The following is a 14,843-nucleotide window of genomic DNA, read 5'->3' on the forward strand; positions in this document are numbered from 1 at the left end:
ACCTTTGCGGATACGATCAGGCAAAAAAGCGATTGAGGGAATATTTCGCCAAGCGCCGCCATGACATGCATCCTTTCATACCGGAAACATGCGAACTTCTGGCTGGAACCTCACGGGGCGTTCGCGACTACCCCAACGCGCATCAGGTGACACAAGCGCCAAGCTCCCGTCAAGCATCCTCCTTGATTTTCCAAATGGTAAAAAATCCTCGCCGAAGGCAAAGAATCTCTTCTGGAACGCCACCAGAAACATGTCTTCTAATAAGGGGGTAAAAGTGCAGGTTTCTGTTGCCAGGTACCTGCGAACCCCGCCTTAGGTCGCTAAACGTAAGGACTTAAGTTTCAATAGTTCCGGTCGCTTACGCGGCCATCGCCATTGGAGCACGATTGTCATTTGCAATTGTACATTTTACGCCGATAACGGTGGCAGTCAGCCGAGATAAAGCTACATCTTTAGACGTTCGTCGATCCTGTTTCGACCCCATGATCCGCAAATGACGGAATATTGGTGGAGTCGCCGGGTACCGCCCCCGGGTCCGAACCGCTTATTACATGCGCGTTTATACCCATAGTCCCTAAGGACAGGTGTAACATAGGAAGCTCTGCGTGGTTTGCAAGGACCTTTGAGCGGAAACATCCCCATGACCGCGATAAATCCCGTGCAGGCGCTTAACGCTCCTTTTGGGGGGCACCGCGCTGAGCAAAGATCCGTCGGGCAAGGCTTTGGGTTTCAGCCTCAAGGGCCGTCAGACCGGCGCTTGCTGCTGGGCCATCACCACCCTCGATGGCGTCAGTAATCGTTCGATGCAACGCGATGATCGCTTCGCGTGATCTGGCGCTGAAGGTGATCATGTTCATCAGCGGCTGCATCGCTTCGACCGCGCCTGCCAGATGATACGACAGCACGGGATTTCCAGCGCCCTCTACCAACGCACGGTGAAAGGCCACGTCCGAGGCGCAAAAGGCCTCATCTGTCAACTCCGGCTCACCTTGACGTTCAATCTCGTCGCGCATCACGTTGATATGATGTTCTTTTCTGCGCTCGGCAGACAGGGGTGCGCAGGCACGTTCCAAGGCATAGCGTGCCTCGCAGGCGGTCCCGAAGCTCACGTCGTTCATCGACAAAAGCAAGGTCGACGTTGTGATCTGCTGGGCTTGTGCGGCCTCAAAGCTGATGCGGTTGACGAATGCACCGCCTGTGGCCCCGCGCTGCGTGCGGATCAACGATTGTGCCGCCAGCCGTTTCAACGCTTCGCGGACCGTCGCGCGGGACACATCGAATTTCACAGCCAGCTCGGCCTCGGAGGGCAGGCGTTCGTCCACGATCAATGCACCGCTGACGATGGCATCGCGGATATTCGCAGCAATCTGGGCCGACAGATCGACAGAGGGAACGCGGTTGGGTTTCATATGTCTTACATTTAATATTTGGAAAAAGCTTAAATGTCTGACATTACTTTTTCAAGCACCGAGTCGCGCACATCAGGGAGGATCGCGTCACATGGCACCCGTCATCAGTTCTGCGCTTTGGCTTGGTTTTTTCGGTCTGATCTTTGCGGCGTGGGTGATGATGTATGTGATGAGCACCGGCATGGGGCTTGATCTGCTGGGCCGTCCCGATGCCATGGGCCAGATGATGCGCGGCATGGACCCGCGCATGGACACGTATATGCCGATGGCCAGTTTCGGCCCCTTGGCGGTGATGTGGGCCGCGATGATGGCCGCAATGATGTTGCCCACAATGATTCCGACCTTGCGCAGTTACGAAGACCTGATGATCAGCGCTAATGGCACGCGGGCAGGGTGGTTTGGCGTGCTGTTGAGCCTTGGCACGTTTTGCGTGGCCTGTTGCTGGGGCTTTGTGGCGCTTGGCTTTTCGGGTGGCGTGATGAATTTGGCTTGGATTGGGCTGGCTACGCTGTTTTTGGTACTCGAAAGACTGCCTCAGATCGTGCATAAAGTGACAGAACCAATGGGTGTTTTGCTGATCCTTGGCGCATGCGTTGTGGCAGGCTTGCCCTTGTATTCAGGAGGATAAGATGGCGATCAACAAAAGAGCCGACGCAGATCGTTTGCCGATCAGCCAGCGCATCGACCTGCGGATACCGAACCTCAAACGCCGCGAAGCGACGACCACCAACTGGCAGATCAAGGGCGAATTGTTCCTCAACTGCTCGTGCGAGATCTTCTGCCCCTGCGTGGTCAGCCTTGGCGCGCATCCGCCCGCCGAAGGGCATTGTCACGCGTGGATGGCCATTGTCATCGACGAAGGCGATTACGAAGGCGAGGACCTGTCGGGCCTGAACGTCGGGCTGTTGATCGATATCCCCGGCCGCATGGGCGAAGGCAACTGGAAGGTCGCGGCCTATGTCGACGAGAACACCAGCGGCAAAGCCTATCACGGTCTGTTGCCAATTTTCTCGGGCGCTGCGGGGCTGTTTACCATGCTGGTGTCGGAAATCATCGGGGCCGAACGTGCGCCGGTAAAGATCATTCGGGACGGCAACAAACAGTCGATCCAGATTGGCCGCAAGATCGCCGAAGAGATCGAGATGATTGCAGGTAAATCGCCGGATCATCCGGTGATGATCTCGAATTCAAAATACTGGATGGGGCCGGATATCATCGCTACGCGGGGTCTGAAATCGAAGGTGCGCGACTATGGTCGGGTTTGGGAGTTTGGCGGCAAATCGGCCGAGATCTGCCCAATTGAATGGCAGGGGCCCAACGCATGATAAATGTCGGCTATGTTCGGACAATGGCGCGCTACAACAGCTGGCAGAATGACCAACTGATGTCGCTGTTGCTGGACATGCCCGATGCCGAGCTGGGCAAGGATCGCGGCGCATTCTTCGGGTCGATCCTTGGGACGGCAAACCATTTGCTATGCGCTGATATGCTGTGGCTGTCGCGGTTTGATCCGTCGACGGAGCCGCCCTTTGAAGCGTTTGCCAAATGGCCCAGACTGCACAAGGATGCACGCGCATGGGCGGCGGACCGACACCGTGTGGATGGCAAAATCAGGTATTGGGCAGACGCGATACGCGAACTGGATCTGCTGGGCGATCTGCACTGTGTCCCGGCAAGCGGCGGGGCTGCCTATACCTTGCCAATGGGGATCGCCATCCTGCAGTTGTTCAACCATCAAACCCACCATCGGGGGCAAATCCACGCCATGATGACTGCGGCGGGGCAAAAGGCCCCGGTGAGTGATATCGCTTACATGCCCGAAACTGTATGAATAGTACATGGGAAGAGTATGCGCGGTGCCGAGGGGTTGGGGACCGAGAGGCCAGCCCCTCGGGCTCCCCGAAGTTTATTTAGCAAAATGAAGAGGTGCCAGTCGGCACCCGGATAGGAGAGACTATGTTTAATGCGTTGATGGTGACCAAGGATGAAGAGAGCGGCAAGACCGCTGCTGCGGTGACGCAGATCGATCTGGATCAATTGCCTGCGGGCGATGTGACGGTTGCGGTCGAATATTCGACAGTGAACTATAAGGATGGCTTGTGCATTGGGCCGGGGGGCGGTTTGGTGCGCAAGTACCCGCATATTCCCGGCATCGATTTTGCAGGCACGGTCGAGGCGTCGGATGATGATCGCTACAAGCCCGGCGACAAGGTCGTTTTGACCGGCTGGCGCGTTGGCGAGGCGCATTGGGGCGGGTATTCGCAAAAGGCACGGGTCAAGGCAGACTGGCTGGTGCCGCTGCCAGAGGGGCTGGATACGCGTCAGGCGATGGCTGTTGGCACGGCGGGTTTCACGGCAATGCTGGCTGTGATGGCGCTCGAGGATCACGGGCTGAAGGTGGGTCATGGACCTGTGTTGGTCACGGGTGCCGCGGGCGGTGTCGGGTCGGTGGCGGTCGCCATTCTGGCCGCGTTGGGGCACGAGGTTGCCGGTGTGACGGGGCGGCCCGAGACCGCTGACTATCTCAAATCGCTTGGGGCCAGCCAGATCGTGGCGCGCGAAGAGATCAATGAAACCGTCAAGCGTCCGCTTGAAGGGGAAACCTGGGCAGGCTGCATTGATGCCGTCGGCGGCGAGATGCTGGCGCGGGTTTTGGGCCAGATGAAATACGGCGCTTCGGTTTCTGCTGTTGGTCTGGCGGGCGGTGCCGGTCTGCCTGCGACGGTCATCCCGTTCTTGTTGCGCGGCGTGAACCTGTTGGGGATCGATTCAGTGATGCAGCCCTATGACAACCGGTTGCGTGCCTGGGAACGTGTGGCAAAGGACCTGCCGATGGCCAAGCTTGAGGACATGGTCGTGCCTGCGACCCTCAAGGATTTACCGCAGCTTGGAAAAGACATCCTGAAAGGCCAAGTGCGTGGCCGCGTGGTTGTTGATGTAAACGCCTGATACGGTGGCTGCGCTTTAAAACCTGAAACCGGCGTGATGAGAGTTGCGCCGGTTTTCGCCACTTGACGTCCGCGTCAACTGGTCCGACGGTCAGGTTGATTTTCAAAGGATCTGATAATGCACCTAGATATTGATTTTGTCCGCGACCAATTCCCCGCCTTTGCCGAACCCAGTTTGCGCGGCCAAGCGTTTTTCGAGAACGCTGGCGGTTCTTATACCTGCGGGGCTGTCATTGATCGGCTGACCCGGTTCTATACCCAGCGAAAGGTGCAACCCTATGCGCCGTATCCTGCCAGCCAGCTAGGCGGTGCCGAGATGGACGCGGCGCGCAGGCGCATGGCCGCGATACTTGGCGTAGACGCTGACGAGCTGTCATTCGGGCCATCGACCACACAAAACACCTATGTTCTGGCGCAGGCCTTTGGCCAGAAACTGAAACCGGGCGATGCGATCATTGTCACCAACCAAGATCACGAAGCCAATACAGGGCCGTGGCGGCGGCTGATCGAGCGCGATATTGACGTACGCGAATGGCGCATTGATTCCGCGTCAGGGCGGCTTGAGATCGCCGCGCTAGAAGATTTGTTGGACGATAAGGTGCGGCTGGTGTGTTTTCCGCATTGCTCGAACGTTGTTGGTGAAATCAATCCTGTGGCCAAGATCACGGCGCTGGCTCATGCTGCGGGTGCATTTGTCTGTGTTGACGGGGTGTCATATGCGCCGCATGGATTTCCGGATGTGGGGGCCTTGGGACCGGACATCTATCTGTTTTCAGCCTATAAAACCTATGGACCGCATCAAGGCTTGATGGTTTTGCGGCGGCATTTGGCGGAATCTCTGCCCAATCAGGGGCATCATTTCAACGGGTGCACCCTGTACAAACGGTTCACCCCTGCCGGTCCCGATCATGCGCAAGTGGCCGCCTGTGCGGGGATGGCTGATTACGTCGACGCGCTTTATGCGCATCACCTCAAAGACGATGCGAAACCGGCAGCGCGCGGCAAAGCTGTGCATGATCTGATGCGCGCCCACGAGGTATCGCTGCTGCAACCGCTGCTGGATGCGCTGAGCGCGCGAAATTCAGTGCGGCTGCTCGGGCCGTCGACAGCACATAACCGCGCGCCCACTGTCGCCGTCGCGCTGAACCGCCCGGCAGAACCGGTTGCAGCGCAATTGGCCCGGCGCGGCATCATGGCAGGCGGCGGTGATTTCTATGCTGGTCGAGCGCTGAAAGGAATGGGCATTGACCCCAATGACGGCGTATTACGGCTAAGTTTTACGCATTACACCACCAAGGCCGAGGTCGATCAGCTTCTTAATGCGTTGGACGACGTACTTTAGCCCTTGAAGTCAATGCCGTAGCGCTACATCCAGCCGGATCCTAACGAGAAGTGAACAGTGCCAGAGACATCTGCGATCCTTATGTGGTTCCGTCGTGACCTACGGCTGACCGATCATGCTGCGCTAAGCGCGGCTGCGCAAACAGGCCGACCGGTGATTCCGGTGTACATCTATGATGATGCCGTGGCAGGGCTGGCGGCAGCCCCTAAATGGCGGCTGGGCCTTGACATCGGCGCGTTTGACGATGCTTTGCATGAAAAATCGAGCCGCCTGATCCTGCGCAAAGGGGCTGCCCTTGAGGTATTGCAAGAGCTGATCAAAGAGACAGGCGCAGGGGCGGTCTACTGGTCGCGCCTGTATGATCCGAACAGCACCGCGCGGGATGCCGATATCAAGGAGGCGCTGAAAGAGGCGGGCATTGATGCACGGTCCTTTGGCGGGCACCTGATGTTTGAACCATGGACCGTCGAAACAAAGGCTGGCGGGTACTACAAAGTGTATACGCCATTCTGGAATGCGGTGAAAAATACCGGCGTCGATGCGCCGCTGCCAGCGCCTTCGCCCCTTGAGGCACCAAAGGCATGGCCGCGCAGCGATGATCTGGCGGGTTGGAATTTGAGCGCTGCGATGAACCGTGGTGCAGATATTGTACGCCCCTTTGTGCAGTTGGGTGAAAAGACCGCGCAATCGCGTTTGGGTGCGTTCATGGCGCATGGTGTTGCCGACTATAAGGCCAACCGAGATTTGCCGGGGGTGGATGGCACGTCAAACCTGTCGGAAAACCTTGCCCTTGGGGAAATTAGCCCGCACCAGTGTTGGCACGCGGGCCAACGCGCCCTTCATGATGGCAAACCGGGGGCCGAGACGTTTCTGAAGGAGCTGGTTTGGCGCGAGTTCGCATACCATCTGATGCATCACACGCCGCGTATCCTGACGGGCAACTGGCGCGAAGACTGGGACGCCTTTCCGTGGAACGAAGACGAACGCCGTGCCGAGGTGAAAGCGTGGAAGCAGGGTCGCACTGGTGAACCGTTTGTAGACGCTGCCATGCGCGAACTTTACGTGACGGGGCGGATGCACAACCGGGGCCGCATGATTGTGGCCAGCTATCTGACCAAACACCTGATGTGCCATTGGCGCATTGGCCAGAAATGGTTCGAAGACTGTCTGATAGACTGGGATCCCGCCAGCAACGCCATGGGGTGGCAGTGGGCGGCAGGATCTGGTCCCGATGCGACGCCCTATTTTCGGGTGTTCAATCCGGCGACGCAACTTGATAAATTCGATAAAAACCGCGACTATACCAGCCGGTGGATCGCCGAAGGGCGCGCGAACCAGCACGCGGATGCCTTGCGCTTTTTTGACGCGATCCCGCAGCGCTGGAACCTGTCGGCAAGTGACGATTATCCCGATAGAATAGTTGCACTGGATGCAGGCCGCGAACGGGCGCTGGAAAACTACAAGAACCGAAACTTTTAACCTTTGTGACACGTGGCTACACACCATAACGTTCATATTCGCGACAAAAATTCGCGCACAGGAGTCCGCATGATTTTGACCACAACCGAAGGCCAAAAAGGCCTGCCCAGATATTTTGCGCGGGTGTTTGCGACGGCCCAGGCAATGGAAAACGGGCAGGTCGACTTTGTACTGCCCGACGGGCGGCGCTTTCGGGCGACGGGTAAAAACCCTGTCCCCGTGGCCGAATTGAATATTCACAACGACGACCTGTTTGCGCGTCTGATCCGCGAAGGCGATCTGGGCTTTAGCGACGCCTATCTTGACGAATGGTGGAGCACACCTGACCTGCAAGCCTTTATGGATGTGGCCCACGCAAACGAGGATATATACGATTCATTCCCCGGCATGGGGTTGATCCGCAAATATGAATCGCTGCGTTTCTGGCTGCAAAGCAACAGCAAGAAACAAGCACTTAAAAATATCAGCTATCACTATGATTTGGGGAATGATTTCTACAAATTGTGGTTGGATGATACGATGACCTACTCAAGTGCCCTGTTCGAGGACGGCGCACAGCAATCGCTGGAATCTGCACAAACGGCGAAATATGCGTCGATGGTCGATCAGATGGGCGTTGTTGCCGGCGATCACGTGCTTGAAATCGGTTGTGGTTGGGGTGGCTTTGCCGAATATGCCGCAAAAGAACGCGGGCTAAAGGTAACATGCCTGACCATCAGCAAAGAGCAGTTTAACTACGCCAAGGAACGCATTGAAAAAGCGGGACTTTCCGATATGGTGACGTTCAAGCTGCAAGATTACCGTGATGAAACGGGCGTCTATGACGGCATCGCCAGCATCGAGATGTTCGAAGCCGTGGGCGAAAAGTATTGGCCTTCCTATTTCAATACCGTACGCGACCGCCTCAAGCCCGGCAAATCGGCGACGTTGCAGATCATAACAGTGCCAGACCGGCGCTGGAAGGTTTACAAGCGCGGCGTTGATTTCATTCAGAAATACATCTTTCCCGGTGGCATGCTGGCCAGCCCTGCTGTCTTGCGCGAACAGGTCGAAAAGGCCGGTCTTGCGGTCGTCAAATCGATTGAATTCGGCGAAAGCTATGACCTGACGTTGCGCCGCTGGCACGAGACTTTCAATGAAAAGTGGGAAGAGATCGCCGCGATGGGTTTTGACGAACGGTTCAAGAGAATGTGGAATTTCTATCTAACCTCCTGTGCCTCAACCTTTGACAGTGGCAATTGCGATGTGACACAGATTACGGTGACGCGTCCCGCTTAAGGGGCGACATCTGATCCAAGGAGCGTCTTGATGCCGACCGGTGCAAAGTTGATCGCTGCCATTTGTCTGGCGGTTCTTGCTTTTGTGTTGTCGCAGATGATTATTCCGCTGCTGCCTGAAACCATCCAGCTTGGGTATTTTGTGCCGGTCAACATGGCGATTGGTGCGCTTACGGGCTGGGGGGTGATGGGCCCGCGGGCTGGGGGCGGCATCAAGATGGGGATCAGCAACGGGCTGACGGGCGCGATTGTGCTGGTCTTATGGGGGGTGTTCACGCAAGCCGTGCTTGAAATGCTGAAACATTCCCTGCGCAAAAAATATGATGGTCTAGGCGAGGCATTTATTGCCGTGATCGAATTTGGCAGTGAATATATCCTGATCATGGCCACCGTACCGATTGCACTCACGATTGTCGTTGGGGGTGCCATCAGCGGCATCATCACCAATCGCGCCAAAAAGAATTGGCCTTGAATTCATGACATCCCTGTTTTTCTACGGAACGCTGCGGCATGTCCCGCTGCTTGAGATCGTCCTTGGCCGTCCGGCGGGTGATATTGATGTGGTGCCGGACCTGTTGCCCGACCATGCGGTTCTTGTCGTTACCGAAGGGCCTTTTCCGTGCATCGTTCCCCAGCCCGGTGGCTTGGCTGAAGGTGTGCTTGTCAAAGGGCTTAGCCCCCAAGACATTGAACGACTTGATTTCTACGAAGGCAGCTTTGCATATGATCTGCGCGATGTGACGCTGCAAAGCGGGGAAGTGGCGCAGGTCTATTTCCCGCAAGAGGGGCTTTGGACCACCAAAGGCCCATGGTCCTTGCCGCAGTGGCAGGCAGATTGGGCAGCGCTAAGCTGTTTTGCCGCGCAAGAGGTCATGGATTATCTGGGTAAATATTCGGTTGATCAGGTGGCCGGGATGTTCCCGATGATCCGGATGCGCGCCGCCGCGATGGTGAATGCGGCGCAGTCGCAGCAGGGGCAGGGGACCTTGCACGGCAAAGTGGACATCGACCGCATTGACCGCGTTTACACGAATTACTTTGCGTTGAATGAATATCACCTTAGCCATCAACGCTTTGACGGCGCGATGTCCGATACGCTGGTACGTGCGGTATTTCTGGCCTCGGATGCGGCATTGGTGTTGCCCTATGATCCGTTGCGCGACCGGGTGCTTCTGGTGGAACAGATGCGCATGGGGCCGGTGGCGCGCGGGGATCGTGCACTTTGGCAGTTTGAACCCATCGCCGGGCGGGTCGATCCGGGCGAAACGCCGGAACAGACGGCCCACCGCGAAAGCAAAGAAGAAGCCAACATCGACCTACAAGCACTTGAAAAGGTGGCCGAAGTTTATGCATCCCCGGGATGTTCAACCGAATTTTTCTACATCTATGTCGGGATAGCCGATTTGCCGGACAAGGTCACTGGCGTCGGCGGCCTTGACACCGAAGACGAAGACATCCGGTCACACCTGCTGTCGTTTGAGGCGCTGATGGATATGGTTGATACGCTGCAAGCCGCCAATTCCCCCTTGGTAATTGCCGCCTATTGGCTTGCACGACACCGCGACCGCTTGAGATTGCGCGCGCCGCTCGCTACACCATAGGGAACTTGATTTAGGAGCACCCCATGCACGTCGCATCTGATCTGGCGCAGGCCATCGGTAACACACCTCTTATCCGTCTGCGCAAGGCGAGCGAGGAAACCGGCTGCGATATTTATGGCAAAGCCGAATTCATGAACCCCGGCCAGTCGGTCAAGGACCGTGCGGCGCTGTTCATCATCCGCGACGCGATTGCCAAGGGCACGTTGAAACCCGGCGGCACCATCGTCGAAGGCACGGCGGGCAATACTGGCATCGGGCTGGCGTTGGTCGGTGCGTCGATGGGGTTCAAGACCGTCATCGTCATTCCCGAGACCCAAAGCCAAGAGAAGAAAGACATGCTGCGCCTTGCAGGGGCGGAACTGGTGCAGGTGCCTGCCGCACCGTACCGCAACCCCAACAACTTTGTGCGCTATTCCGAACGCCTCGCGAACGAGCTTGCGCGCACAACCAATGAAGGCGTGATCTGGGCCAACCAGTTTGACAATGTTGCCAACCGTCAGGCCCATATCGAAACCACCGGCCCCGAAATTTGGGAACAAACCGATGGCAAGGTCGACGGATTCTGCTGTGCCGTAGGGTCGGGTGGGACGCTTGCCGGGATCGGCATGGCGCTGCAACCCAAGGGCGTGAAAATCGCCTTGGCGGACCCCGATGGCGCGGCCTTGCACAGCTATTACACCACCGGAGAGCTTGTTGCCGAAGGCGGTTCCATTGCCGAAGGCATCGGGCAGGTGCGGATCACCAAGAACCTCGAAGGGTTCACGCCCGATTTCAGCTATAATATCCCTGATGCCGAAGCGCTGCCGATTGTCTTTGATCTGCTGCAACACGAAGGTCTGTGCCTTGGCGCGTCGTCTGGCGTGAACGTGGCCGGTGCGATCCACTTGGCCCGTGAAATGGGTCCGGGTCATACCATCGTGACCATCTTGTGCGATTTCGGCACGCGCTATCAGTCCAAGTTGTTCAACCCCGATTTCCTGCGCGAAAAAGGTCTGCCAACGCCAAGTTGGCTGGAACGCGCACCGATGTCGATCCCAGGCGTGTTCGAGGACCAATGATCCGTCAGTTCAGGGCCGTATGTGCCGGGCTGTTTCTGGCTCTGTTTTTGGCCGCGCCGTTGGTCGCCCAAGGCGATGCCACCCCAAACGTTGAGGTGTGGGAAAACGTCGCCACCCGCGCCGAGGCTGTGGTGGACGAAGGTACCGGTACCGACGAGGTTTTGGAAAACCTGCGCAAGCGGATCGCGGATTTCCGCTCCGAATTCGACGCGGCGCGGGGTGTAAATGCCGAACGTATCGCGACGCTGCGCCAGCAGATTACTGCCCTGACCCCGGCCCCCGAAGGCGAAAATGCCGACCCCGAAGCACCGGAGGTCGCCAAGACCCGCGAAGATCTGACCCAACAGTTGAATGCTTTGCTGGCACCGGTACAGATTGCTGAACGGGATTATGCCCGTGCTGACGGGTTGATCCGCGAGATCGATCAGATCATCCGCGATCGGCAAACCGAAAAACTGCTCAGCTCCACGCCGTCGCCGTTAAATCCGGTTCACTGGGCCCCTGCATTTCGCGAGCTGGACCAATCCTTTGCCGCCATCTGGATCGACCGGGGCGCGGTTGGTAACCAACAGCAGATGGACGAGCTGCGTTCAAATCTGCCATTGGTTGTTTTCACGACGATACTGGGACTGTTGCTGCTGTTTCGCGGGCGTCGCTGGGCGTTGATGATCGTCAACAGCCTGCGCCGCCACAAGGCGCGCGGATTGGGGATCTGGCGCTTTATTGTGTCGCTTTTGCGGATTTTTCTACCCCTGGGCGGTGTATTCTTGCTGGTGATTGCAGCGCGCAAGACCGGCTATCTGGGCGTACGCAGTACCGAAGTCATTGGTCTGCTGCCGTTGATCGGGGTCTTGACTTTAGGCTTTCGCTGGGTGTCCGAACGGGTCTTTTCGCGTGACGACGAAGAGGCCTTGTTGTTGCTGCCAGAAGATCAGCGCCGCAAAGCGCGTTTCTATGTCAGCGGCATCACTTTGGTGATGATCGTATCGATTGTCACCTCGAAGGTCCTTTCATTCGACACACCATCGGCAGCGACCCGCGCTGTGGTCGGATTCCCTTTTGCGTTTCTGATCAGCGTGGCGCTGTTCCGCATCGGTCAGATTTTGCGCAGCTATACCGATGCCCAAGACGACGCCGAAGATCCCGATCTGCCGACGCGCAGTTCGACCCATGCGCGGTTTGTGCGCAGTCTGGGGCTGGGTGCAATCGCTGTGGCGCTGCTCTCTCCGGTGCTGTTCGCCTTTGGCTATCAAGACCTCGCTGATGCTATTTTGGGGCCATATGTCACCACGCTGGTCATTTTGGGTCTGGTCATGGCGTTGCAGCGGTTTTCGGCAGATGTTTACGGTGCCATCACGGGGCAGGGGATTGCGGCGCGCGATGCGCTGATGCCGGTGTTCTTTGGTCTGGTCCTGTTACTTTGTGCGATGCCAGCCCTTGCGTTGATCTGGGGGGCACGGGTTGCCGATCTGACCGAAATCTGGACCGCCTTTGCGCGCGGTTTTGCCGTCGGCGACACCCGTATTTCGCCCACAAACCTGCTGACCTTTGCGATCATTTTTGCAATCGGCTATCTGATCACGCGTCTGTTGCAAGGCACATTGCGCAGCAATGTCTTGCCAAAAACCCAGATCGATATCGGCGGACAAAATGCGTTGCTGTCAGGGTTGGGCTATGTCGGGATTTTTCTGGCGGCACTGGCTGCAATCACCGGGGCCGGCATTGATCTAAGTTCGCTGGCGATTGTCGCGGGGGCGCTGTCGGTTGGTATCGGTTTCGGCCTTCAGAACATCGTCAGCAACTTTGTCTCGGGCATCATTTTGCTGATTGAACGCCCGATATCCGAAGGGGACTGGATCGAAGTCGGCGGCAAATCAGGCTATGTGCGCGACATCTCGGTCCGTTCAACCCGGATCGAAACCTTTGACCGCACGGATGTGATCGTGCCCAACGCTGATCTGGTCAGCGGGACGGTCACCAACTTTACCCGCGGCAATACCGTGGGCCGCGTGTTGGTGCCTGTCGGCGTGGCCTATGGCACAGATACCAAAAAGGTCGACGCGATCCTGCGCGAGATTGCCGAAGCCCAGCCCATGGTGCTGGCAAATCCCGCGCCCAACGTGTTGTTTCTGAATTTCGGGGCAGATGCGCTTGAATTCGAAATCCGTGCATTCTTGCGAGATGTGAATTGGATGATGAACGTGAAAAGTGACATCAACCATGCCATCGCTGCGCGTTTCGCCGAAGAAAACATCGAAGTACCCTTTGCGCAGCGCGACATCTGGCTTCGCAATCCCGAAGCGCTGCGACCGGGGCCTGTTGTATCGCCACCAACCACAGAAACCACAGATAACCTGACTGTTGAAAAGATGGATAACCTGACCCCGGAGCATACTGAAAACGACGTGCCCGAAGGGACGGAATCGACCGCATGACCCGGCAGCTTTACCTCGAGGACACCTATCTGCGCGACGCACCCGCACGGGTCACCGGCATCACCGAAGAAGGTGGAATTGTGCTGGACGGGTCTATTTTTTATCCAACCGGTGGTGGGCAACCGGGCGATAGCGGCTGGCTGACCTGGGATGGTCAGCGCATGCCGATTGCCACAACGGTAAAGGGGCAGGGCGATGATATTGTTCTGGTGCCCGCCGAACCGTTGTCTTTACCCACGATCGGCACCCACCTCACGCAAAGTCTCGACTGGGACCGTCGTCACCGCCATATGCGCGTCCACACGATGCTGCATCTGCTTTCGGTCGTGGTGCCTTTTGGCGTGACGGGGGGGCAGATATCGGCGCGGCAGGGCCGGCTTGATTTCGACATGCCCGAAGCGCCCGACGATCGCGATGGCATCGAGGCCGCGTTGAATAATTTCGTCACGGCTGATTTGCTGGTCAGCGACCGTTGGATCACCCAAGCCGAACTTGCCGCCTCCCCGGAAATGATCAAAACCATGGCCGTCAAGCCGCCCAAGACGGTCGAACGCGTGCGTTTGGTCCAGATCGGGGATCAGTCCAGCTGGATCGACCTGCAACCTTGTGGCGGTACCCATATCGCACGCACGGGTGAAATAGGGGCCTTGCGCCTTGGTAAGATTGAGAAAAAGGGCAGAGATAACCGTCGGATCTATGTACATCTCGACAGCTAGGCAGCTTGTTGAAATTCACGCGTTTTACCCCTTGCACCCGGACCGCTGCTCACGCTAAACACCCGCTTACGGACAGGTGGCCGAGTGGTCGAAGGCGCACGCCTGGAAAGTGTGTAGGCGGGAGACCGTCTCCAGGGTTCGAATCCCTGTCTGTCCGCCATTATATCATATTATATTGATAAGTTGTTGAAATAAGGCGAAATATTTTTTCGCCTGTATTTTGTTTTGTATAGCAAAATGTATAGCTCTTTTGGGACTCACAGTGATCGAGCGGGTGTGGTGCATAGATACCGCACTGTATGGAATGCTGAATGTCATTTATCGACCGACTTTTTCGCAAACACGAATCCAAAGTCCTGATCCTGACCGACACCAAAGAAGCGGTTACCGATACTCTGCGACCCTGCTGTCCCATTTGTTGTGCAGAAAATGGGGGCGGATCGTCGCACTGGGCGCACCACTAAGCCTAAACTTCATCGGGCTGGCGCTTGGATCGGCGGCGATTATGACAGCGCTGCAATGGGTAGGTCGACCGGGCTACGTCGACACGATGACAGCCTATGGGATCATCACGCGGG

The 14,843-nt window shown here is 57.2% G+C and carries 13 protein-coding genes, 1 tRNA gene and 1 other RNA gene; 13 read left to right on the forward strand and 2 right to left on the reverse strand.

Features of this window, described 5'->3' with window-relative positions; translation table 11 throughout:
* Nucleotides 1-273 precede the first annotated feature (273 nt).
* Nucleotides 274-620: a transfer-messenger RNA gene (gene ssrA, locus ABYT07_RS13155) on the reverse strand.
* Between the two features lie 48 nt (nucleotides 621-668).
* Entirely contained in the window at nucleotides 669-1,409 is a 741-nt protein-coding gene (locus ABYT07_RS13160) for a FadR/GntR family transcriptional regulator (RefSeq protein ID WP_372992266.1), read from the reverse strand.
* Between the two features lie 91 nt (nucleotides 1,410-1,500).
* Here ABYT07_RS13160 and ABYT07_RS13165 point away from each other — a divergent pair, with 91 nt between their 5' ends.
* From ABYT07_RS13165 to ABYT07_RS13225, 13 genes are all read left to right on the forward strand, one after another.
* The gene (locus tag ABYT07_RS13165; protein ID WP_372992268.1) at nucleotides 1,501-2,037 is read left to right on the forward strand and encodes a DUF2182 domain-containing protein; all 537 of its coding nucleotides are present in this window, start codon (nucleotides 1,501-1,503) and stop codon (nucleotides 2,035-2,037) included.
* Nucleotide 2,038: 1 nt separating this feature from the next.
* Complete coding sequence (locus ABYT07_RS13170; RefSeq protein WP_372992270.1) at nucleotides 2,039-2,734, forward strand: DUF1326 domain-containing protein; 696 nt, start codon at nucleotides 2,039-2,041, stop codon at nucleotides 2,732-2,734.
* The gene (locus ABYT07_RS13175; protein ID WP_372992272.1) at nucleotides 2,731-3,240 is read left to right on the forward strand and encodes a DinB family protein; all 510 of its coding nucleotides are present in this window, start codon (nucleotides 2,731-2,733) and stop codon (nucleotides 3,238-3,240) included. Before ABYT07_RS13170 ends, ABYT07_RS13175 begins: the two co-directional genes overlap by 4 nt.
* Nucleotides 3,241-3,365: 125 nt before the next feature.
* Nucleotides 3,366-4,358, forward strand: coding sequence for an acryloyl-CoA reductase (gene acuI, locus ABYT07_RS13180; RefSeq protein ID WP_372992274.1), 993 nt, complete (start codon nucleotides 3,366-3,368; stop codon nucleotides 4,356-4,358).
* 117 nt (nucleotides 4,359-4,475) lie between these two features.
* Nucleotides 4,476-5,699 (forward strand): aminotransferase class V-fold PLP-dependent enzyme, encoded by a 1,224-nt coding sequence (locus ABYT07_RS13185; RefSeq protein ID WP_372992276.1) that lies wholly within the window; start codon nucleotides 4,476-4,478, stop codon nucleotides 5,697-5,699.
* Nucleotides 5,700-5,780: 81 nt separating this feature from the next.
* Entirely contained in the window at nucleotides 5,781-7,178 is a 1,398-nt protein-coding gene (locus ABYT07_RS13190; protein ID WP_372992290.1) for a deoxyribodipyrimidine photo-lyase, read from the forward strand.
* A gap of 69 nt (nucleotides 7,179-7,247) precedes the next feature.
* The gene (locus tag ABYT07_RS13195) at nucleotides 7,248-8,456 is read left to right on the forward strand and encodes a class I SAM-dependent methyltransferase (protein WP_372992277.1); all 1,209 of its coding nucleotides are present in this window, start codon (nucleotides 7,248-7,250) and stop codon (nucleotides 8,454-8,456) included.
* Between the two features lie 30 nt (nucleotides 8,457-8,486).
* Entirely contained in the window at nucleotides 8,487-8,927 is a 441-nt protein-coding gene (locus tag ABYT07_RS13200) for a TrgA family protein (RefSeq protein ID WP_372992279.1), read from the forward strand.
* Nucleotides 8,928-8,931: 4 nt separating this feature from the next.
* A complete protein-coding gene (locus tag ABYT07_RS13205) occupies nucleotides 8,932-10,056 on the forward strand; it encodes an NUDIX domain-containing protein (protein ID WP_372992281.1) in 1,125 nt (374 codons plus the stop codon).
* 23 nt (nucleotides 10,057-10,079) lie between these two features.
* Nucleotides 10,080-11,114, forward strand: coding sequence for a cysteine synthase A (locus ABYT07_RS13210; protein WP_372992283.1), 1,035 nt, complete (start codon nucleotides 10,080-10,082; stop codon nucleotides 11,112-11,114).
* Nucleotides 11,111-13,549: a DUF3772 domain-containing protein gene (locus tag ABYT07_RS13215; RefSeq protein WP_372992285.1), complete on the forward strand. Its 2,439-nt coding sequence runs from the start codon at nucleotides 11,111-11,113 to the stop codon at nucleotides 13,547-13,549. Before ABYT07_RS13210 ends, ABYT07_RS13215 begins: the two co-directional genes overlap by 4 nt.
* A complete protein-coding gene (locus tag ABYT07_RS13220) occupies nucleotides 13,546-14,265 on the forward strand; it encodes an alanyl-tRNA editing protein (RefSeq protein ID WP_372992288.1) in 720 nt (239 codons plus the stop codon). The genes ABYT07_RS13215 and ABYT07_RS13220 overlap by 4 nt, the downstream gene beginning before the upstream one ends.
* Nucleotides 14,266-14,335: 70 nt before the next feature.
* A tRNA-Ser gene (locus ABYT07_RS13225) sits at nucleotides 14,336-14,425 on the forward strand.
* The last annotated feature ends 418 nt before the right edge of the window (nucleotides 14,426-14,843 follow it).

It is taken from the genome of Sulfitobacter sp. (genome assembly GCF_041552635.1).
Lineage (GTDB): Bacteria > Pseudomonadota > Alphaproteobacteria > Rhodobacterales > Rhodobacteraceae > Sulfitobacter.

What these genes read in the sequence shown, in the direction of transcription:
- ABYT07_RS13160 (WP_372992266.1), bottom strand. Translation starts at nt 1,409, where the DNA reads ATGAAACCCAACCGCGTTCCCTCTGTCGATCTGTCGGCCCAGATTGCT.
- ABYT07_RS13165 (WP_372992268.1), top strand. Translation starts at nt 1,501, where the DNA reads ATGGCACCCGTCATCAGTTCTGCGCTTTGGCTTGGTTTTTTCGGTCTG.
- ABYT07_RS13170 (WP_372992270.1), top strand. Translation starts at nt 2,039, where the DNA reads ATGGCGATCAACAAAAGAGCCGACGCAGATCGTTTGCCGATCAGCCAG.
- ABYT07_RS13175 (WP_372992272.1), top strand. Translation starts at nt 2,731, where the DNA reads ATGATAAATGTCGGCTATGTTCGGACAATGGCGCGCTACAACAGCTGG.
- acuI (WP_372992274.1), top strand. Translation starts at nt 3,366, where the DNA reads ATGTTTAATGCGTTGATGGTGACCAAGGATGAAGAGAGCGGCAAGACC.
- ABYT07_RS13185 (WP_372992276.1), top strand. Translation starts at nt 4,476, where the DNA reads ATGCACCTAGATATTGATTTTGTCCGCGACCAATTCCCCGCCTTTGCC.
- ABYT07_RS13190 (WP_372992290.1), top strand. Translation starts at nt 5,781, where the DNA reads ATGTGGTTCCGTCGTGACCTACGGCTGACCGATCATGCTGCGCTAAGC.
- ABYT07_RS13195 (WP_372992277.1), top strand. Translation starts at nt 7,248, where the DNA reads ATGATTTTGACCACAACCGAAGGCCAAAAAGGCCTGCCCAGATATTTT.
- ABYT07_RS13200 (WP_372992279.1), top strand. Translation starts at nt 8,487, where the DNA reads ATGCCGACCGGTGCAAAGTTGATCGCTGCCATTTGTCTGGCGGTTCTT.
- ABYT07_RS13205 (WP_372992281.1), top strand. Translation starts at nt 8,932, where the DNA reads ATGACATCCCTGTTTTTCTACGGAACGCTGCGGCATGTCCCGCTGCTT.
- ABYT07_RS13210 (WP_372992283.1), top strand. Translation starts at nt 10,080, where the DNA reads ATGCACGTCGCATCTGATCTGGCGCAGGCCATCGGTAACACACCTCTT.
- ABYT07_RS13215 (WP_372992285.1), top strand. Translation starts at nt 11,111, where the DNA reads ATGATCCGTCAGTTCAGGGCCGTATGTGCCGGGCTGTTTCTGGCTCTG.
- ABYT07_RS13220 (WP_372992288.1), top strand. Translation starts at nt 13,546, where the DNA reads ATGACCCGGCAGCTTTACCTCGAGGACACCTATCTGCGCGACGCACCC.